This is a genomic window from Luteibacter yeojuensis, assembly GCF_000964085.1.
In the GTDB taxonomy this organism is placed as follows: Bacteria; Pseudomonadota; Gammaproteobacteria; order Xanthomonadales; family Rhodanobacteraceae; genus Luteibacter; species Luteibacter yeojuensis_A.
The window spans coordinates 139078-159052 of sequence record NZ_JZRB01000021.1; the positions used below are offsets into that span (position 1 = coordinate 139078).

The 19975-nt window shown below is 66.4% G+C and carries 18 protein-coding genes; 11 read left to right on the top strand and 7 right to left on the bottom strand.

Annotated elements, in window-relative coordinates; translation table 11 throughout:
* Positions 1-63 precede the first annotated feature (63 nt).
* Positions 64-1662, bottom strand: coding sequence for a Na+/H+ antiporter (locus VI08_RS10790; RefSeq protein ID WP_045829580.1), 1599 nt, complete (start codon positions 1660-1662; stop codon positions 64-66).
* A gap of 52 nt (positions 1663-1714) precedes the next feature.
* Here VI08_RS10790 and VI08_RS10795 point away from each other — a divergent pair, with 52 nt between their 5' ends.
* The 3 genes from VI08_RS10795 (at position 1715) to VI08_RS10800 (ending at position 4511) form a co-directional block, all read left to right on the top strand.
* Positions 1715-2179: a heme-degrading domain-containing protein gene (locus VI08_RS10795; protein ID WP_045829581.1), complete on the top strand. Its 465-nt coding sequence runs from the start codon at positions 1715-1717 to the stop codon at positions 2177-2179.
* Positions 2180-2227: 48 nt separating this feature from the next.
* Positions 2228-2446 (top strand): hypothetical protein, encoded by a 219-nt coding sequence (locus VI08_RS20850; protein ID WP_157006637.1) that lies wholly within the window; start codon positions 2228-2230, stop codon positions 2444-2446.
* A gap of 79 nt (positions 2447-2525) precedes the next feature.
* Entirely contained in the window at positions 2526-4511 is a 1986-nt protein-coding gene (locus VI08_RS10800; protein ID WP_198148920.1) for a CocE/NonD family hydrolase, read from the top strand.
* Between the two features lie 141 nt (positions 4512-4652).
* Here the strand turns inward: VI08_RS10800 and VI08_RS10805 are convergent, their stop codons facing one another.
* The gene (locus VI08_RS10805; RefSeq protein ID WP_045829582.1) at positions 4653-5420 is read right to left on the bottom strand and encodes a LytR/AlgR family response regulator transcription factor; all 768 of its coding nucleotides are present in this window, start codon (positions 5418-5420) and stop codon (positions 4653-4655) included.
* On the bottom strand, positions 5413-6660 hold the full coding sequence (locus VI08_RS10810) for a histidine kinase (RefSeq protein ID WP_045829583.1): 1248 nt from the start codon (positions 6658-6660) through the stop codon (positions 5413-5415). The genes VI08_RS10805 and VI08_RS10810 overlap by 8 nt, the downstream gene beginning before the upstream one ends.
* Positions 6661-6854: 194 nt before the next feature.
* Between VI08_RS10810 and VI08_RS10815 the strand changes: the two genes are divergently transcribed.
* On the top strand, positions 6855-7187 hold the full coding sequence (locus VI08_RS10815) for a hypothetical protein (RefSeq protein WP_045829584.1): 333 nt from the start codon (positions 6855-6857) through the stop codon (positions 7185-7187).
* A gap of 16 nt (positions 7188-7203) precedes the next feature.
* Here VI08_RS10815 and VI08_RS10820 read toward each other — a convergent pair whose 3' ends face one another.
* From VI08_RS10820 to VI08_RS10830, 3 genes are all read right to left on the bottom strand, one after another.
* Complete coding sequence (locus tag VI08_RS10820) at positions 7204-8148, bottom strand: LD-carboxypeptidase (RefSeq protein WP_045829585.1); 945 nt, start codon at positions 8146-8148, stop codon at positions 7204-7206.
* Positions 8149-8250: 102 nt separating this feature from the next.
* Complete coding sequence (locus VI08_RS10825) at positions 8251-9225, bottom strand: helix-turn-helix domain-containing protein (RefSeq protein WP_045829586.1); 975 nt, start codon at positions 9223-9225, stop codon at positions 8251-8253.
* A gap of 207 nt (positions 9226-9432) precedes the next feature.
* Positions 9433-10824, bottom strand: coding sequence for an Hsp70 family protein (locus VI08_RS10830; protein ID WP_045829587.1), 1392 nt, complete (start codon positions 10822-10824; stop codon positions 9433-9435).
* A gap of 124 nt (positions 10825-10948) precedes the next feature.
* On the opposite strand from VI08_RS10830, the gene VI08_RS10835 reads away from it, so the two are divergent.
* On the top strand, positions 10949-12685 hold the full coding sequence (locus VI08_RS10835) for a M28 family metallopeptidase (RefSeq protein WP_045829588.1): 1737 nt from the start codon (positions 10949-10951) through the stop codon (positions 12683-12685).
* Between the two features lie 117 nt (positions 12686-12802).
* Here the strand turns inward: VI08_RS10835 and VI08_RS10840 are convergent, their stop codons facing one another.
* A complete protein-coding gene (locus VI08_RS10840; protein ID WP_045829589.1) occupies positions 12803-14248 on the bottom strand; it encodes a porin in 1446 nt (481 codons plus the stop codon).
* Positions 14249-14570: 322 nt separating this feature from the next.
* Between VI08_RS10840 and VI08_RS10845 the strand changes: the two genes are divergently transcribed.
* The 6 genes from VI08_RS10845 to VI08_RS10870 all read left to right on the top strand — a co-directional run bounded on the left by VI08_RS10845 (position 14571) and on the right by VI08_RS10870 (position 19956).
* On the top strand, positions 14571-16838 hold the full coding sequence (locus tag VI08_RS10845; protein ID WP_084621444.1) for a TonB-dependent receptor: 2268 nt from the start codon (positions 14571-14573) through the stop codon (positions 16836-16838).
* A gap of 355 nt (positions 16839-17193) precedes the next feature.
* Entirely contained in the window at positions 17194-17385 is a 192-nt protein-coding gene (locus VI08_RS10850) for a hypothetical protein (RefSeq protein ID WP_045829590.1), read from the top strand.
* Positions 17386-17427: 42 nt separating this feature from the next.
* Entirely contained in the window at positions 17428-17763 is a 336-nt protein-coding gene (locus VI08_RS10855; RefSeq protein ID WP_045829591.1) for a hypothetical protein, read from the top strand.
* A gap of 5 nt (positions 17764-17768) precedes the next feature.
* A complete protein-coding gene (locus tag VI08_RS10860) occupies positions 17769-18143 on the top strand; it encodes a GntR family transcriptional regulator (RefSeq protein ID WP_045829592.1) in 375 nt (124 codons plus the stop codon).
* On the top strand, positions 18140-18997 hold the full coding sequence (locus VI08_RS10865) for an ABC transporter ATP-binding protein (protein ID WP_045829593.1): 858 nt from the start codon (positions 18140-18142) through the stop codon (positions 18995-18997). The genes VI08_RS10860 and VI08_RS10865 overlap by 4 nt, the downstream gene beginning before the upstream one ends.
* Positions 18994-19956 carry a hypothetical protein gene (locus tag VI08_RS10870; protein WP_045829594.1) on the top strand — a complete coding sequence of 321 codons (963 nt, stop codon included), beginning with the start codon at positions 18994-18996 and terminating at the stop codon, positions 19954-19956. Before VI08_RS10865 ends, VI08_RS10870 begins: the two co-directional genes overlap by 4 nt.
* Positions 19957-19975: the final 19 nt, after the last annotated feature.

Genomic DNA, 19975 nt, shown 5'->3' on the forward strand with positions numbered 1-19975 from the left:
ATAAAAAGCGGGGAATATTTGACCACGAGGAGTCGGTTCCCTCGTCCCTAGCACGTCTTGGTGTTAATCCGCTGGACCCATCCGGTCGTTCTCGGCCGATACCTGCTGGAAATCCAGGTCACGCTCCAGGTAGTGGAGCAGCTCGTCGTGGATGCGCCCCGCGCGGTGCAGGCGCAGGAGCTCCGTGCGGCCGGCCGCCAGGGCGGCAAGCACCACGTCGTAGTGCGATTCGCGGTCGCTGGTGATGGTGATGTTCTCGTCGATGACGCGCTGCGCAATGGTGACCCGGTAGCTGTACTGCTCGAGCAGGCGCGGGTGGATGACCGTGCCATCAGCGCCATAGGCATGCGCCTTGACGGCCTCGAGCTGGGCCGCGTCGATGGCAAGGTATGCCTCCATTTCGTTGAGGTGGTTGCCCTCGTTATGCACGTTGCGATCAAGGCCGAGCCAGCGGATGACCGGGCCGATGGTGCCGCCCTGCACCACCACCGTGACCAGGATCGTCGCGAACGCCGCCGCCAGGGTGAGGTCGCGGCCGGGCATCTCCTCGGGTAGCGACAGCGCGATGGCCAGCGTCACCACGCCACGCATGCCCGCCCAACCGAGCAGGAAGCTGGATTTCGGCGATGGCGGTGCGGGCTTCCTGCCCACGGCGCGCAGCACGGGCACGCGCAGGTAGTCGGTGGCGTAGACCCACGCGAAGCGGGAAACGATGACGGCCAGCACGACACCGAGGATGGGCACGCCAAGCTGCTCGAAGGTATTGCCGATGCCACCGAGCCGCTCGACCACGCCGCGCAGCGAGAAGCCGATGAGGATGAACACCAGGGCCTCGAGCAGGAAGATCATCACGGCCCAGAACGAGCTGCCACGCACGCGCACGTTGGCGGAGAACACCTCGTGCTGGAACCAGCCGAAGATGATACCGGTGGTGACCACGGCCATGACGCCGGAGACATGGCAGGCCTCGCCGCCGATATACGCCGCCCAGGGCGACAGGCACGACGCAGTGATGGCGAGGAACACATCGTCGATGCGGCGGAGCACCAGCACCACCAGCGCGCCGATGATCGCACCCACGGCGATGCCGCCGAGCGCCAGCCCCGCGAAGCTCATCAGTGCGCCGCTGGCGCTGAAGGCGCCCGTCAGCGCGGCGGCCACGGCGAAGCGGAACAACACCAGGCCCGTCGCATCGTTGAGCAGGCTTTCGCCCTCGAGCAGCACCATGAGGCGACGCGGCAGCCGCACCTTGCCGAGCACGGCCTTGGCAGCCACCGCATCGGGTGGCGACACCACCGCACCCAGGGCAAAGCACGCCGCCCATGGCAGCGACGGCACGAGCCAGTGCACCGTGGCGCCCACCGCCAGCGTGGTGAAGACCACCGCGCCGACGGCAAGCCACAGGATGCCGCCGAGGTAGCGGCGGAAGTCCGACCACACCGTGTAATAGGCGCCGTCCATGAGCAGTGGCGGCAGGAACACGATAAGCACCAGCTCCGGGTCGAAGCTGACCGCCGGCACGCCCGGCAGGAACGCGATACCCGCGCCCCCGGCCAACAGCGCCGCGGCGGTGGGCAGGTGCAGTTTCCGCGCGATAAGCTCCAGCGCCACGATGGCCACGAGCAGGATCAGGACGAACTCGAAGGTCGTGGTCGAGGACATGAGGGGTTTCGGTAGGGCGATGCCGGGGAGCATACCGTCTTACAATCCCCCCATGATTGAACTAAACCTCGATACGCTGGCCCGCGAAGAGCAGGAACTGCAGTTCGAGCGCTTCACGCTCGACACGGCCTGGGCGCTCGGCGATGCGTTGCGCGCCGCCGCCCTGCAACGGGGTGCCGCCGTCGCCATCGACATCAGCCTCCGCGACCGGCCGCTGTTCCATGTTGCCCTGCCCGGCACCGATGTCTCCCACGCCAGCTGGGTCCGCCGCAAGCGCAACACCGTGCTGGCGCTCGGCACCAGCACGCTCGCGGTAGGGCTGAAGCTGGCCAGGGCCGGCCAGACGCTCGAGGAACGCTACGGCCTGGCCCCCGCCGACCACGCCAGCGATGGCGGCGGCTACCCGCTCCGCCTGCGCGGCCTGGGCGTCATCGGGGCCATCACGGTCTCCGGCATGCCCTCGGCCGACGACCACCGGCTGGTGACCTCTACCCTGCCGGCATTCCTGCCGGGCTAACGGCCGCCTACACGACTTACGGACACATGCCGGGGGTACCCTTGGGCCATGAGCCATCAAGACGACCTGCAAGGCATGCTTGGCCGCCTCGACGCGGAGGTGGCCTCCGGCCTGCGCGACAACCCCGACCCGGATGCGTTCTGGCCCACGTTCGCCGCGCTGTCGAACGCGGTGCTCGAGGCCGCTGGGCCCGACGACTTCGACTGGGTGAGCGGCGAGATCGCCGCCATGCTGGCCCGCCACGGTATCCCCGTACCCGAAGCCTGACCCTGCCGGAAGTCACGATTTACCTGCCATGGTGCGTAGGCCAGACTCGGGCGATCGTCCCGAGTAAAAGGCCTTGCCCATGCGACACACGCGCCCTGCCCTCCACTTCGCCAGGACGGCGCTGACCGTCGCCCTCGGGGCCACCGGCCTCGCGATGCTCGCGGCGCCCGTCGCCGCGCAGGCCGTGCTCACGCCCGAGCAAAAGAAGCTAATCGCCCAGCGCAACGACGTCGAAAAGCAGCTCGAGGACGTGGCGACCATCGACCGCAAGGTGATGGTGAAAATGCGCGATGGCAAGCGCATGGCGGCCGACGTGTACCGGCCGAAGGGCGCCACCGGCAAGGTGCCCACGATCTTCGTCCGCACGCCCTACAACTTCAATTTCTGGGACGTGAAGAATGGCGCGCCGCGCGACATGAGCCGCCAGCTCGAAGCGGTGAAGCGCGGCTATGCGTACATCGACATGAACGAGCGCGGCCACTATTTCTCCGAGGGCAACTACGACATCCTCGGCGCCCCGCTCACCGACGGTGTCGACGCGGTGAAGTGGATCACCGCGCAACCGTGGTCGAACGGCAAGGTGGGCACCACGGGCTGCTCGTCGACGGCGGAATGGCAGATGGCCGTGGTGGCGCAGGATACCCCGGGGCTTGCCACGTTCAACGTGCAGGGTTTCGGCGCGGGTGTCGGCCGCGTCGGCCCGTATTACGAGCAGGGCAACTGGTACCGCGGCGGCGCCATCCAGATGCTCTTCATCGACTGGCTGTACAAGGAGCAGAACCAGGTTCGCCCCATGTTCCCGGCGAACACGTCACAGGCCGACCTCATCCGCGCCTCGAAGCTCTTCGACCTCGATTCGCAGCCGCCCGAAGCGGACTGGGACAAGGTGTTCTGGACCCTGCCGGTGAAGGACATCATGAAGGCCGCGGGCGGCCCCGACGGCATCTTCGCCGAGGCGATGCCCGTGCCCACGGGCGGCAACATGGTGGCGCGTACGCCCAACAGCCCGGCCTGGTACAAGGGTGGCCTGTGGCACGACGACATGAAGATCAAGAAGCCGGGCCTGTGGTTCATGAGCTGGTTCGACGTCTCGGTGTCGCCGAACCTCGCCGCCTATAACCACGTCCGCGCCACCGCCCCCAAGGACGTGGCCGACCAGCAGTACGCGATCATCGCGCCGGTGCTGCACTGTGCGTACACGCGGGCCACCGAGCACACGATGATCGGCGACCTCGACGTGGGCGACGCACGCTTCGATTACAACAGCCTCGTCTACGGCTGGTTCGATAAATGGCTTAAGGGCGTCGACAGCCCGGTCGTCGATAAGCAGCCCAAGGTGATGTACTACGTCATGGGCGAGAACAAATGGCATAACAGCACGATGTGGCCGCCGGCAGGCTCGCAGTCGCGCGATCTCTACTTCACCAGCGGCGGCAAGGCCAACACGCTGTATGGCGATGGCAAGCTGGTCGCCCAGGCGGGTGGTACCGACCAGCCCGACCGCTTCATCTACGACCCGATGAACCCTGTGACGACCTTTGGTGGTGGCGGCTGCTGCCAGGGCACGGCGGTGAAATTCGGCTCGTTCGACCAGAACACGCAGCTGGCCCGCAACGACATCCTTGTGTACGACTCGGAGCCGTTCAAGGAAGGCACGGAAGTCTCCGGCCCCATCACGGTCACCCTGTACGTATCGTCCGATGCGAAGGACACCGACTTCACCTTCAAGGTGATGGACGTGTACCCCGACGGCCGCGCGTTCAACCTCACCGAAAACATCCAGCGCATGCGCTACCGCCAGGGCTACGACAAGCCGCCGGTGTGGATGAAGGATGGCGAGGTCTACAAGGTGACGTTCCAGCCCATCGACACCAGCAACTTCTTCTTTCCGGGGCACAAGCTGCGGGTGGCGGTGTCGAGCAGCAACTTCCCGCGCTTCGACCGCAACCTCAACACCGGTGGCAACAACTACGACGAGAGCAAGGGCGTGGTGGCGCACAATGCCGTGCACCACGATGCCGAGCACCCGTCGAAGATCACCTTCACGGTGGTGCCGCGCCAGTAACCCTGCACGTTGCCTTGGGACGCCACGCACGCGCTGCGTGGCGTCACCGCGACGAAGCGGTCTGGGCCCGGGCCGATGAAGCCGGCCAGGTGCGTGAAGCAGTAGAGGATCGCGAGTAAGAGGCTCATGGCGTGTCCTTCGTCACATGGCCCGGAAGATGGCCATGAACGGCTGGCTTACGGTGAGGGTCTCGGGCCGGCCACGCAGGCGCAGACAGCCCTTGCCGCCATCGTCGCGCTCCACGGAGGCGACCTGGCGCAGGTTCACGATGGTGGAACGATGGATCTGCCGGAACGTGCGCGGATCCAGTTGCGCCAGCAGCTCGCGGATGGGCCGGCTCAGCAGCGCGTCGCCATCGGCCGTCGCCACCAGCGTGTACTTGTTGTCGGCACGGAAATAAATGACATCCTCGACCAGGATCAGGCGCGTGGCGCGGCCCGTGCTTGCGGTGATCCACGTGAGCGGCTCGACCGGCGTGGCCTCGAACTGGTCGCGCATGTCCTTGGCCAGGCGCCCTGCCCGGCCAGCATGCTTCTCCACGTCAGCCAGGCGGCTGCGCAGGCGGGCCACGGTCTGCGCGAGGCGATCGGCCGCGACGGGCTTCAGCAGGTAATCCACCGCACCGCGCTCGAAGGCGTCCACGGCGTACTGGTCATAGGCGGTGATGAAGACCACCAGCGTGCGCGGGCTCGCATCCGCCGCCGCGGCCGCCACTTCCATGCCGGTGAGGCCAGGCATGCGGATGTCGAGGAACGCGATGTCGGGCGTGTGCTCCGCGATGGCGTCGAGCGCCTCGCCACCGTCCTCGGCCACCGCCACCACCTCGAGCTCGGGCCACGCTTTCGCCAGCTCGCGCTGCAGGGCCGCCGACAGCAGCTTTTCGTCTTCGGCAAGGATGCACTTAGGCATGGGCCGGCTCCGCCACGGGCAGCGTGATCGTCGCCGCCACGCCATCGGGGAAGTTATTGCCGATGGTGAAGCTCGCCGTGTTGCCATAGGTGAGGCGCAGGCGCTCGCGCAGGTTCTTCAGGCCAATGCCGCTGCCGGCGCCGTCGCTGCGCAGGCCCAGGCCGTCGTCGGCGACCGTGAGCGACAGCCCCGTCGTATCGCAGGCGGCTCGGATCCACACGCCACCGCCACCAGGCTTGGGTTCGAGGCCGTGCTTGATGGCGTTTTCCACGAGGGTCTGCAGCATCATCGACGGCATGGCGTAGCCCTTGCACACCTCGGGGACGTCCACGTGCACGACCAGGCGGCTACCCATGCGCAGCTGCATGATCTCCAGCCACGCGGTGGAGCGTTCCAGCTCCTGGCCCACGGTGGAGAGCGAACCGTCGGTCTTCGGCAGCGAGCGACGCAGGTAATCGATGAGGTGGCCAAGCATCTTGTCGGCACGCGCCGGGTCGGTGCGCACCAGTTCCTGCGCGCTGGCCAGCGTGTTGTAAAGGAAATGCGGCTCCACCTGGGCCTGCAGCAGCGTCAGTTGCGCAGCGGTGAGTTCCTTTTCCATGGCGGTCTGCCGGGCATCGGCACGTTCACGGGTGCGGCGTTCGTTGATTCGCTGGGTGAGCGCGCGCACCAGCGTTTCCGCCAGTTCGAGCGAGACACCGCCGTCGGGGTTGAACCAGTCCATCCACGCGCCGCTATCGGGTTCGCAGACAAAGAGGACGGTGCAGGTGCCCTCGCCCGGCAGCACCGAGGCGTTGATGCGCGTGTTGCGCTGGAACGGATCCTTCGGCCGGCGCTTGCGCAAGGGCGTGCCCGGGGGCTGCGGCTCGGCAAACGCGTGCCGCACCATGCCCCGCACCTGCAGGCCACCGCGCGCCGCCGCCACGTCCTGGATATCCGGTAGTGCCCGGACCACCTGCTCGACGAGGTCGAGCGTCTCGTCGGTGCCGTAGGGTACCTCCACGCGGCGGCGCTGGCGGTTGGCGAGCGTCTCGGGGTCGATGCGGCCGGCGAACGTGCGGACGCGGTACAGATGCGAGATGCCCCGGCCCAGCGCCAGCACCAGGCCAACGAACCAGATGAAGATGAAGATGCCGGGGAAATCGCGGCTGACGTCCAGCGCGTTCCAGGCGACGAGGGCGACGCACAGCGCGGCGACCCAGGCGGCCACGAGGCGGAACAGGAAACGGATGCTGGCCATGCGCTGCACTCCCTTAAAGATGGCGGCGAGGATACGACGCACATCCGGGCATGGGTCGGTTTTCCCGACGAAACGCCGCCGTGGCCGATGAAACGGGTGGCGCGGCGCAGCATGACGTAGCCGCACGCATCCGCCATCCTCGGTAGGCCGGCTCTAGCGGTGGGGACCGCGAGCCACGACCAAGGGGTTAATGCATGGCTTTGCTGCTCATGGTTTTCGCTGTCGTCGTTCTTGCCATTTATCTCGGCATCCAGCTCCTGCCAAAGAACCATCCATCGAACTGGCTCCTGGGCATCGTCGGGGGCGCCTGCCTCGTCCTCGCCTGGTTCGCCATCTTCCGTCCCATGCTCATCGCCTCCGGCGGCGACCCGTCGCTGGCCCAGCTCGGCCTTACGGCCGCGGGCATCGTCTCGTGCACGCTGGGCATCGTGTGCCTGGGCGTGTGCGTATGGCGCGACCCCGCCCGCTTCTGGATGCTCAGCATCGTGTTCATCGGAGTCATCGGCGCCACGCAGGCCGCGGCCTGACGCAACCACCGCCGGCTTACGCGCCGGCGGTCTGCCTTACATGCCGGTAGTCGTGCGCGGCCAGCATGGCCTGGCCATGGCGCACCTCGAGCGTGCCCACCGCGCCGAACGGCAAGGTGCACTTGTCGGGCCCGTGGCCAATGCCGAGGCCACGCACCATCGGCAGCCCGCATGCGCGGCCGAAGCGTTCAAGGGCGTGGTCGATATCGTAGCCATTGTCGTATTCGCTTACCCGCTGGCCGCCGAGGCCGCCCAGCAGGATGGCGCGCTGGGTGGCCAGCACGCCGCCGTGCAGCAGTTCGTAGAGCATGCGCTCGATGCGGAAAGCCTGTTCACCGCTTTCCTCGAGATAGAGGATGCCACCCTCCACCCTGGGCATGTAAGGCGTACCCACGAGGCTGCAAAGCGCGGAGAGGTTACCGCCCCACAACGTACCCTCGAGCGTTAGCGCAGGCGCGTTCTCGTTGCATGCCCATGCCACGTCCATGGACGGCCCCTGCAGCGTCTGCCAGAAATGCCGCCACGTGGTTTCCCGCAGGTAGCCGGCGCCGAAATCCTGCACCAGCATCGGCCCGTGCAGGCTGCCCACGCCGCAGCGCGCCAGCAGCGCGCACTGGATCACGGTGAAATCGCCGTGGCCGACGAGGACGCATCGCCCGTCCTCGAAGCGGGCCTTCAGCCCGGCGTAGTCGAGGCGATCGAGCAACGCGATGGCGCCATAGCCACCGCAGGTGGCCATGGCGACATCCGGCAGCGGGTGGTCGGGGTTGGCCAGGTGGTTGATGTCCGCCGCGCGCTCGGCATCGCTGCCGGCGAAGCGCAGGTCGACCCGGTCGACCACGGCGCCGCCGTGCACCGTGTGCCCGGCGGCCTGCAGCCGTTCGATGGCGCGTTGGCAGGCGGCACGATCTTCCGCGTACCCAGATGGCGCAAGGAGCCGTATATCGAGACGTTTCGGCATGTGATGCAAGCTGTGACTTGCCTTACCAATACCGCTACGCCCCGGGAAAGGCAACCAGAAGTTGACTGGTTACCTTCCTAACCTTCACGCGGGCCGCACCGACTACAAATCGTCGATCTCTTCCACGGCCAGGTCGTCCGGCACGCTGCGCGTGAGCGTCTCACGGGGCTGCTCGCCAAACACACTGCGATATTTCTCAGCAAAGCGGGAGAGATCCCACATGCCGCAGCTGAGGGCCACCGACTTGACCGAGCGCCGCCCCGCTTCCGCGGTGACAAGGCTGCGGTGCGCGGTGCACAACCTCAACATGGCGAGGTAGCGGTTTGGCGGGATGCCAAGCAGGTCGTCGAACGCGTAACGCAGCCCGCGCTCGCTGGCCCCGGCGGCCTGGCAAAGTTCCTGCGAGTAGATGTCGCGGCGCAGGTTGGCGCGCATGAAGCGCTCCGCGCGCCGCATCACCTGGTAGTGCGCACGGCGGCCACGCGATGCCACCGGGCGGTCCTCGGACGACGACGACAACGCCACGCGGATGTGTTCGTCCAGCAGATCCTCCACCGGGCCGAACGCGTCGGCGGCGCCGTCGCGCACGCGGTCGCGGATCTGCCGCCATGCGCGCTTGAGCGGATCGGAATTGACCGCGAAGAGGCGAAGGCGCTGCGCGGCCATGTCGACGTCGGCATGGTCCGATGCCATGAAACGCGCGCGGAAACGTGCGTATGGCGCTACGACCAGGGTAAATCGCGTGCCGCGTTCGAACATGAAATCGGTGGGCGTGCCGCGCAACAGCGTGACGGCCATTTCCGATTCGATGCCCACGCCCTGGCACCAGCTTCGCTCCCCTGCTTCGTGCAGGTAGATGAGCATGCAGGATTCGTCCGGCACCGTGAGCGTGCCGCGCACATCGAAGTCGAGGTGCGCGGTGAAGTACGTGACGCCGTCGTGCGTCTGCGACGCGATAGCGGCACGAGGTCGTGCCGGGCTTAATGTCAGCAGGTCGACGTCACATACGCCCAGGGCGGCGCCAAGCGTGACGAGGTCGTAGTCCTCGAGTCCGTGCAGGTCGATGGGGCGGCTCATGCGAACCCCTCCATCGTGCTGCGACTGCCATCGACATCTGTATTCCACTGTCCCATACGCACCCCCGCGTTGATCCAGGCAGGCACGGCGCCTGCACGCGTTGAAACTCCCTGGGCGCTGAGACGCCCATGGGAGGGCGGCTCCCGCCGCTATAACTAACCGTGTAAGACAGGAAATGCCAGCAATTTGTGAAAGTGCCGATTTAGCTTAACTCGCGCTTGAAACATTTGATGAAACTGGCAAAAGCGCCGCCTGGGCAAGCCCAGAAACCACACCCAGCGATGGGTCGCCATGGACGACGGGTATCCCGGGGAAGCTGGCGGCCACCCGGTCACGCACCTGGGGCGAGCGCGAGGTGCCGCCCGTGAGGAAGATGCTGGCGGGTGCGTCGGCGATGTCGACCCGGGCTTCGTCCAGTAGCCGGGCCATCCGGTCGAGGAAGTCCTCCGAGGCAGCGTGGAAATCGCCGCCGCCCGCGCTGACGGCAAGGCCGGGCTCGATGAAGTCGAGCGATGCCGAGGCCTCGCCTGCCCCGGAAAGCTCGATCTTCACCCGTTCGGCCTGCTGGTTGAGGCGCGTGGTGGCGCCGGTGCCCTGCAGGGCGCGCAGGCGCGAGGCGAAGGGTTCGTCCACGCGGCGGTAGTCCTGCTTGCGGAACTCGCGCTGCTTGGGCAGGTTGTGGACGCTGGCCGCCTCGACGAAGTGGTGCACCGGCACGCCGGCGACATCCTTGCCAAACAGCGGCATGAAGGCATGCAGGCTCATGCCGACATCGAGGTCGGTGCCACCGCGCGGCAGGCCCCAGCTGCGATGCATGACCGGTGCCTGGCCGGCGCCCAGTTCGGCGTAGGCCACGTCGGTGGTGCCACCGCCGATGTCGACGATGAGGGCACGCTGCCGGCCGGCCAGCGAGAGGTGGTAGTGCATGGCCGCCGCGGCCGGCTCCTCGAGGAACGACACCCCGTCGAAGCCGGCGATGCCCGCCGCCTCGCGCAGGATACCCAGGGCCTGGTCGCCGCCCGCGGGGCCCATCGAACTGCGGAACTCCACGGGGCGGCCGATGACGGCCTCGCGCACCGGCGTACCGAACTGGCGGGTGGCGGTGAGCCGCACGTGCTCGAGGATATGGGCCGCGATGCTGACGATGGTCTTGCGCACGCGGGGATCGAGCTTGTAACCGAACATCGATTTGGGGGATTCGATGAGGTTACCCGTGCCTTCTTCCAGGTAGGCCTCGACCGCTTCCTCGCCGAACAGGGCATCCTGGAAACTGGCGACCGACGACGAGGCGGCCTCGCGTAGGCGCTCCTCCATCCACTGGCGGCGCACCACGCGGATGGCGTCGCGGCGCACCTCGCCCTCGCTGCGCGGGGTGCGGCCGGTGCGGCGCTCGTCGGCGCGGGTGGCGCGGATGATCGTCTCCACCTGGGCCTCGAGGGCCGGGGTGAGCACGAAGTCGTCGAAATCCGGCACCACCTCCGGGAAGAACACGGCGGTGCGGAACTGGCGCTCCTCGCCAAAGCGGACCAGCTCCAGCTGGCCGTCCACGACGGCGGCGGCGGCCGAGTAGCTGGTTCCGAAGTCGATGCCGATACGCATGGGGCGGGCCTTAACAAACCGGGAAAACCGTCCATTATGGCTTGCCCGCGTATCAGGCGACAGCGGGACCGGGTCGGCTACACTCGGGTTTCGAGCCACGAACGCCATAGGGAATCCCCGACCGATGCGCCGAATCGCCCTCGCCTGCCTGTCCGCCCTCGCCCTGGCGGCATGCTCATCGCACGACGAAGACAAGGCGGCGCCGGCCGCCGCCGCCACGGCACCTGCCAGGCCGGCGACCTCGCCACCGCCGCCCCTGCCGGCGGTGGCCAACGAGAAACACGACTTCAGCCCGGATATCACGGCGGGCGACTTCGCCGCGCACCTCCGGGTCATCTCCTCGGATGAATACGACGGCCGCAAGCCCGCCACCCTGGGCGAGCGCCTCACCACCAATTACATCATCGCGGCGTTCAAGGCCGCCGGCCTCGAGCCCGGCAACAAGGGCGAGTGGGTGCAGACGGTGCCGGCGGTGTCCACCGAGCTCACCGGCCAGGATGCCCTGAACCTCAACGTCGCCGAGGGCGGCGGCAACGAGGCCTTCGCGTTCGGCACCGACATGGTCGCGGGCACGCTCCAGGCCAAGGCCGACGTGGAGCTGAAGGATTCCGACATCGTGTTCGCCGGCTACGGCGTCGACGCCCCCGAGGCGCAGTGGAACGACTTCGACGGCGTGGACGTGAAGGGCAAGACCGTCATCGTCCTGGTCAACGACCCGGGCTGGGACGCTAACGACCCGAAGCTGTTCAAGGGCCGCGAGATGACCTACTACGGCCGCTGGACCTACAAGTTCGAAGAGGCCGCGCGCCAGGGGGCCGCGGCGGTGTTCATCGTCCACCAGGCCGAGCCCGCGGGCTATGGCTGGAACGTGGTGAAGAGCGGATGGACCATGCCGCGGCTCGACCTGCCCGAAAGCGAAGACCCGGCACCACGCGTGGCCGTGGCGGGCTGGCTCACCCGCGACGCCGCGCAGCGGCTGTTCGCCAGGGCGGGCAAGAACTTCGACGAGCTGGCGAAGCAGGCCGGCGTGCGCGGGTTCAAGGCCGTGCCGCTCGATGCCAAGGCCAACCTGCAGCTGCACAGCAACATCACCCATTCGCTCAGCAACAACGTCATCGGCATGGTGAAAGGCACCGACACGCCCGACGAGGCCGTGGTGTACACCGCGCACTGGGATCATCTCGGCCACGACGCCTCGCTGAAGGGGCATGCCATCTACAACGGCGCCGTGGACAACGGCACCGGCATCGCCGCCCTGCTCGAGATCGCGGCGAAGTTCGGGCACGACAAGCCCAAGCGCAGCGTGGTGTTCGCCGCCGTCACCATGGAGGAATCGGGCCTGCTCGGCTCGGCCTACTACGTGGCACACCCGCCCTTCCCGCTCAACAAGACCGTGGCCGACATCAACATGGATGCGCTCGACATCACCGGGCCCACGAAGGACATGATCGTCACCGGCCTGGGCCAGGGCACGCTCGAAGACACCCTTGCCGATGTATTGAAGGCGGATAACCGCGTCGTCGTCGGCGACGCCTCGCCCGAGAAGGGCTACTACTTCCGCTCCGACCACTTCAACTTCGCCAAGGCCGGCGTGCCGGCGCTTTCGGCGGGCGGCGGCATCGACATGGTCACCGGCGGCAAGGCCGCGGGCCAGGCCGCCGCCGACGACTACGGCAAGAACCGCTACCACCAGCCCACGGATGTCTTCGACATGCGCTGGGATTTCACCGGCGTGATGCAGAATGTCATGGCGTTCTACAAGGTGGGCGAGAAGCTGGCCGACAGCGACGAATGGCCCACCTGGAAGGATGGCAGCGAGTTCAAGGCCGTGCGCGAAAAATCGCTGGCGAAGAAAAAATAATCGCCTGATTGCGGCGAATAACGTTGTAGGAGCGCGCTTGCGCGCGATGGGTGCTTGCCGCAACCCCATCGCGCGTTTACCCCCTTTTCGGGGGCAAGCGCGCTCCCACATGGTCTTCTAGTAATTCACCTGCAGCTGCACGCGCAGCAGCTTGCCTTCCACCATGCGGTACGGTGCCGCGCTGACATCCGTGCGGCGCATGTTGGCAAACGCCACCGCCAGCTCGACGGCGCTGTTCGGTTGCCATTCCACGCCGGCTTCCAGCTCGTCCACGCTCATCTTCGGCGCGTTGGTGTCGAACTTGGCGGCGCCGCGGTAGGTTTGCCACTTGGCGAACGGCATGAATGAGCCGTACTCACCATCGAACTTGTACATCACCTGCGCATAGCCACCTCGAAGCGACTTGGTGCGGACGGTGCGGCGGGCGACATCGAGTTCCGGGCCCTTGCCCACCGTCCACTCGGCCTGGAAACCAAACGGCTGCGGGTAGTACACCACGTGCGCCGCGACGCGCTGGTCGGTGCTGCCCTCTTCCGGCGCATCCACCACCGGGGTGAACGTGGCGCCGCCGATGGTGGCCGAGCCCGTGGAGACCACGTAGCGGCCCTTGTACGCATCCGCGCCCACTTCAAGGTACTGGCCGTTCGCGAACTTGAACGGGTACGAGAAGTGCACCACGGTGTGCAACTGGTCATTACGGTCGGGCCGGTTGGCGCCCTGGCCGTTGTACACGCCGATGCCGAACATGCCGTAGTCGCCAGAGCCCTTCAGGCCCGACTTCTGCAGATAGCTGAAGCGCTCCTTGATCTCGGTGGGCGACCAGTACGCGAACACGCCAAGGTCGCGCTCGTCGCGCACCGCCGAGTTGAGCGCATCGGCGCGGTCCATCGTGAGGCGGTTCTGGCTGCTTTGCAGGTCTTCGAATCCGTAAGGGATCTTGGACTGGCCGGCGCGGATGCGCCAGGTCTTCTCCTTGTCCAGCCACAGGTCGGCGTAGGCGTCGCGCAGCTGCGCGAAGTTGGTGGTACTCGAACCCGTCGGCGTGCTGGCCAGGTCGGGCTGGATATAGATCGACATCTTGTCGGAGACATCGCCGCTGATGACCACGCGTGCGCGGCGGATGCCAAAGCCCTGGTCGCGGCCAATGAAACGATCGCCCGGCGACTTCAAATCCTTGGCACCGTCATCCAGGCCCTGGTTGTAACGCATCTGCACATAGCCGCGGATCGAGAGCTTGTCGTACCACGCCTTCGACGAAGCCAGCGGCTTGCCAGAGGCGCCCGCCGGGGTGGTGGCACCAGCCGCCGACGACGCCGTGGCCGTGCCAGCGGGGGCGCGCACCGAAGCACCCGCCGGTGCGGTGGCCACGCTGTTGGCGGCAGGCGCCGCCTCGTCGGCGGCCTGCACGAACTTGCCGAGGCGCTGCCGGCCCGGGCCCGGCTCCGCAAAAATCTGCCGGGTGGCCGTATCGACGTAGAGTTCGATCGCAGCCTGTGGCGCACCCTCGGCGGCCGCGGTGCCACACATCGTCCAGAAGGCGGCGGCCAGGGGAAACTTCTTCATGAGAGAGCTGCTCCGAAAGGTTTGAGAAAATACTCAAACGTCGGCGATACCGACGTCTTCTGTCGGCATCGTGTTCAAGGGCCGAACCCGGCGGCACGTTAGGACGTGCCCGTTTCACTTCCATGACAACGCCGCGCTCCCCTCCGAAATGCGAGCGGAAGTCGCTTGTTACGTAGAAGCAACACTTCCGTCATGCCCTCGTAACGGGGGATAATTTGCGAAGCTCGGCCCCCGCCAGGGGTTTTGGCACCGTACGTCGGTTCGTACGTTGGCGAGGGCCGGTTTCCATCCCCAGTACCCCCACCAGGCGGAAAACATCACCATGACCCACGCACGCACGCGCCGCATGCCGCGTCGCCTCGCTATGGCCTTGAGCATCACCACCGTCCTCGCGGCCGGCACGGCCTTCGCCCAAGACGATACGCAGGCCAGCCAGGCCCCCAGCAAGGCCAAGTCGGCCACCCTCGAGACCGTCACCGTCACGGCGGAGAAGCGCACCGAAGACCTGCAGAAGGTGCCCATCTCCATGACCGTCGTCACGGCGGAGAAGCTCGAATCGTTCGGCCAGGCCGGCGATGGCGTGCTGCAGCTGGCGTCGCGCGCCCCCAGCGTGTATGCCGAGACCTCGTACGGCCGCGAGTTCCCGCGCTTCTATATCCGCGGCCTCGGCAACAGCGACTTCGACCTCAACGCATCGCAGCCGGTATCGATGGTCTACGACGACATCGTGCAGGAGAACCCCATCCTGAAGGGCTTCCCGCTGTTCGACCTCGAGCAGGTGGAAGTGCTGCGCGGCCCGCAGGGCACGCTGTTCGGCCGTAACTCGCCGGCCGGCGTCATCAAGTTCGAATCGCGCAAGCCCACCCAGGAAACCGAGGGCTACGCCCGTGTTTCGTACGGCTCGTACGGCACCGCCAACGCCGAAGCCGCCATCGGCGGCAAGCTCGCCAGCAACTGGTCCGGCCGCGTCTCCGCGCTGGCGCAGCACCGCGACGGCTGGATCGACAACGACTACACCGGCAAGAAGGACGACCTGGGCGGCTACAACGACCGTGCCGTGCGCCTGCAGGCCCTGTACAAGGCCACCGATGCATTCGATGCGCTGGTGAACGTGCACGCCCGCTGGCTCGACGGCAGCGCCATGGTCAACCGCGCCAACTCGATCACCCTGGGCGGCGACCAGTTCGTGCCGGGCTTCGATCGTGATTCGGTATCGCAGGATGGCCGCAACAAGCAGCACCTGTTCACCTGGGGCAGCAATGTCCATCTCAACTGGCACTTCGGCGACCTGAACTTCGCGTCAATCACGGGCCTGGAGCGCGCCACCACGTACAGCCTCGGCGACGTCGACGGCGGCTACGACGCCTCCGAAACCCCGGCCAAGGCCACGTTCACCAACCGCACCACCCCGTTCTACTCCGAGACGGCCGACGCGCTGCCGAAGGACCGCCAGATCACGCAGGAATTCCGCCTGTCGAACGACTCGTCCGAGCGCCTGAAGTGGCAGGTTGGCACCTACTACTTCGACGAAGACATCGCGATCACCAACTTCTCGTACGACACGCTCAACAACCACGTGCTCAACGGCTGGGTGAACCAGAGCCAGCGCACGAAGGCGTACGCACTGTTCGGCTCCGCGGATTACAACTTCACCGATACATTCGACGTCCGCGCCGGCGCCCGTTGGTCGCACGACAAGCGTGACTTCAAGGCCGACCGCACCCTGGGCTTCACCGGCCCCGTCGGCCCGCTCACCTCCGACCCGACCGATGCCCGCTGGAGCGGCGACCTGACCGGCACCTGGCAGCTCAGCAACAACTCCAACGTCTACGCCCGCATCGCCAATGGCTTCCGCGCGCCCAGCGTGCAGGGCCGCATCAACTTCGCCAACAGCATCTCCACGGCGAAGCCGGAAACGATCACCTCGTACGAGTTCGGCTACAAGTCCACCTCGGACGACAACAAGATCCGTTTCAACGCGGACGTGTACAAGTACAACATGCACAACCAGCAGCTCACCGCGGTGGGCGGCGCCAGCAACGTCACGCAGCTGATCAACGCGAAGAAAACCGAAGGCTACGGCGCCGAGTTCGACCTCGAGGCCTACCTCACGCCCAACTTCTACATGACGGCCGGCGGCAGCTATAACCACACCGAGCTGAAGGACCGCGACCTGTCCATCGCCCCGTGCGGCGGCGGCTGCACCGTGCTCGATCCGCTCAATGCCTCGGGCAACGCGCTCATCAACGGCAACACGCTGCCCAACGCACCGAAGTGGATCGGCACCTGGACCGCCCGCTACGGCATCCCGTACGGCGAGAGCGGCGAGTTCTTCGTCTACACCGACTGGAACTACCGCAGCGAAGTGAACTTCTTCCTTTACGACTCGGAAGAATTCAAGAGCAAGCCGTTCCTCGAAGGTGGCGTGCGCATCGGCTACAACTGGGACTTCGGCAAGCGTGAAGTGGCGCTCTACGGCCGCAACATCACGAACAAGAAGGTCATCACCGGCGGCATCGACTTCAACAACCGCACCGCCTTCGTCAACGACCCGCGCATCATCGGCGTGGAGTTCCGCGCGGAGCTTTAAGCCGCCCGGTTCGTCGCGAAAGGAAAAAGGCCGCGAGCAATCGCGGCCTTTTTCTTTCGCCCTGTGGGAGCGCGCTTGCGCGCGATGCCGCATCCACCCGAAGCATCGCGCGCAAGCGCGCTCCCACAGAGAAGGGGGAGGCGGCACAACGTTCCGGCAATGTCGCCTTGCAACCCTTTCGCGGGGTGCTGCATCCGAATGGGTGCCCGGCCTGCTAGCGCACCAGCACAGCCCCTCGGCCCGGCATAGGCCATAAGTCATATGGAAATCCCGAAAATTTTCCTTGACTCGTTCTGATTCGGTGTTATAGTTCACTACAACACCGGTCACCCAGACCACTACTGAGGAGAGCACCATGAAAACCGCTACCAACAACCTGAACGTCGTTGCCCTGGCCGCTTCCTTCGCCATCGCCGTCGCCGCCCTGGGCGTCTTCCACAGCTCGTCGTTCTCCGTCGCACCGCTGGCTGAGATCAACGGCACCAAGGTCACCAACCTCGCCCCCGTCGTCTACGCCGATGCCGGCGCGGATGTCGCCTCCCTGTAACCGAAGCACGACGCACCACGTCATCGGAGTTGGAGAAGTCCCATGAAAGCGCCGAACCTCATCGCCCTGACCGCTTCGTTCCTTATCGCCGGCACCAGCGTGTTCGCCCTGCGCTCCTTCGATGACCGCGCCGCCGCGATGGTCGCCGCGCCGCACTTCGTCAACGGCATCCGTGTCGTCGACCTGCCCGCCCTCGAAGTGCGGCCCACCGACGCCGATGTGCGCGAGGCCGCCCTGCTGGGCGAAGCGACCCTGGATTCGGCAGCCGACGCGCTGCGGCGCAGCGCGGAAGACCGTGCGGCAGCCCTCATCAGCGCGCAGCTGGCCATGCCCTACTATTCGTTTGGCAACGCACTGCGCCATACGGCGAAGGATTGAACTACATGTCCATCACCTGGAACGACAGCGTCCCGATTTACCGCCAGCTCCGCGAACGCGTGGTGGCGATGATCCTGGACGGCGCCTTGAACGAAGGCGACCCGCTGCCGTCGGTACGCCAGGTCGCGGGGGATTTCCAGATCAACCCGCTGACGGTTTCAAAGGCGTACCAGGAGCTGGTCGACGAACAACTGGTTGAGAAACGGAGGGGTCTTGGCATGTTCGTTATCGATGGCGCCCGCGAGGCGCTGCTCAAAAGTGAGAGGGAGCGCTTCCTGCGCGAAGAATGGCCGGCCCTGTTCGCCCGCCTGCAGCGCATGGGCCTCGACCTGAAAACCCTGATGCGTGAAGCCCCTGGCTCCACGGAGGATCCGTCATGACAGCGGTCGTCACCGCCAACGGCCTGTCCAAGCGCTTCAAGAACACGGTGGCGCTCGATGGCGCCTCGTTCCAGATCGCCGCCGGCCGCATCGTGGGCCTTATCGGCCCGAACGGCGCCGGCAAGACCACCGCGCTGAAGGCCATCCTGGGCCTCACCACCTTCGATGGCCAGCTCAGCGTGCTGGGCCTGGACCCGCGCAAGGACCGCAACAAGCTGATGGAGCAGGTGTGCTTCATCGCCGACGTGGCGGTGCTGCCGCGCTGGCTGCGGGTCCGCGATGCCGTCGATTTCGTGGCCAACACGCACCCCCGCTTCGACCGCGCCAAGTGCGACGCCTTCCTGGCCCGCACCAAGCTGCAGCCGCAGCAGAAGGTGAAGCAGCTGTCGAAGGGCATGATCGTGCAGTTGCACCTCGCGCTGGTGATGTCGATCGACGCGAAGCTGCTGGTGCTCGACGAGCCCACCCTCGGCCTGGACATCCTCTACCGCAAGCAGTTCTACCAGAGCCTGCTCGAGGATTACTTCGACGAGGAGAAGACCATCCTGGTCACCACGCACCAGGTCGAGGAGATCGAACACATCCTCACCGACCTGATGTTCATCCGCGACGGCAAGATCGTGCTCGACACCGACATGGACAGCCTCGGCGAGCGTTTCAGCGAAGTGCTGGTGAACGCCGAGATGGCCGCCGCCGCCCGAGAGCTGAAGCCGCTGGACGAGCGCCAGGTGTTCGGCAAGAGCATCTTCCTGTTCGACAACGTCAGCCGCCCGCAGCTTGAACGCCTGGGCGAGGTGCGGCGCCCGTCGATCGGCGACCTGTTCGTCGCCACCATGAAGGGTACCTACGCATGAAAAGCTTCTACTGGCTGGTGAAGCGCGAGTTCTGGGAGCACAAGGGTGGCTTCTTCTGGGCACCCATCGTCACCGGCATCGTCGGGCTCGTGCTCAATGTGATGATGGTGATCACGGCCGAGGTCATGGGCCGCCGCTACGCGGGCACCAACACCCATTTCCACAGCAACTTCGACCGGGCGTTCGACAGCAAGGACCTGGTCGCCGCGGGCTCGGTGCTGGACATGACGCTGTACGGCGTCACCTTCCTGCTCCTGGGCGTCATGGCCATCGTGGTGTTCTTCTACTGCCTTGGCTCGCTGTACGACGACCGCCGCGACCGCAGCATCCTGTTCTGGAAGTCGCTGCCGCTGTCCGATACCGGCACGGTGCTGTCGAAGGCCGCCAGCGCGGTGGTGCTGGCCCCGGTCATCGCGGTGGTGGTGGGCGTCATCGTGGGCCTGGTGCTGGTGGGCTTCCTTGCCATCGTCGCCACGTTCCACGGCATACCGGCCTGGCGCCTGCTCATGGAAGCGCACCCGTTCCGCGTCGTCGGCACGCTCATCGCCCTGCTGCCGCTGTACGCCATCTGGGCGCTGCCCACGCTGGGCTGGCTGATGCTCTGCTCCGCATGGGCCCGCAGCAAGCCGTTCCTCTGGGCCATCGCCCTCCCGGTCGGCGCCGGCATCATCGTCTCGTGGTTCGGCCTGATGGGCATCTTCAACCGCAGCACGGGCTGGTTCTGGACGAACGTGGTGGGCCGCCTGCTGGGTAGCCTGGTGCCGGGTGGCTGGGTGGGGCAAAACAACGAGCTGGTGATCATGCCGGGCCATGACGACCCCGCCTCGGTACTGAATGCGCTCGACCTGTCGTACCACTACAGCGCGCTGGCCAATCCCTCGCTGTGGGTTGGCGCGGTGGCCGGCATCGCGATGATCGCCGGGGCCATCTGGTTCCGCCGCTGGCGCGACGATTCCTGATGACCTGGCATGCCGCCTG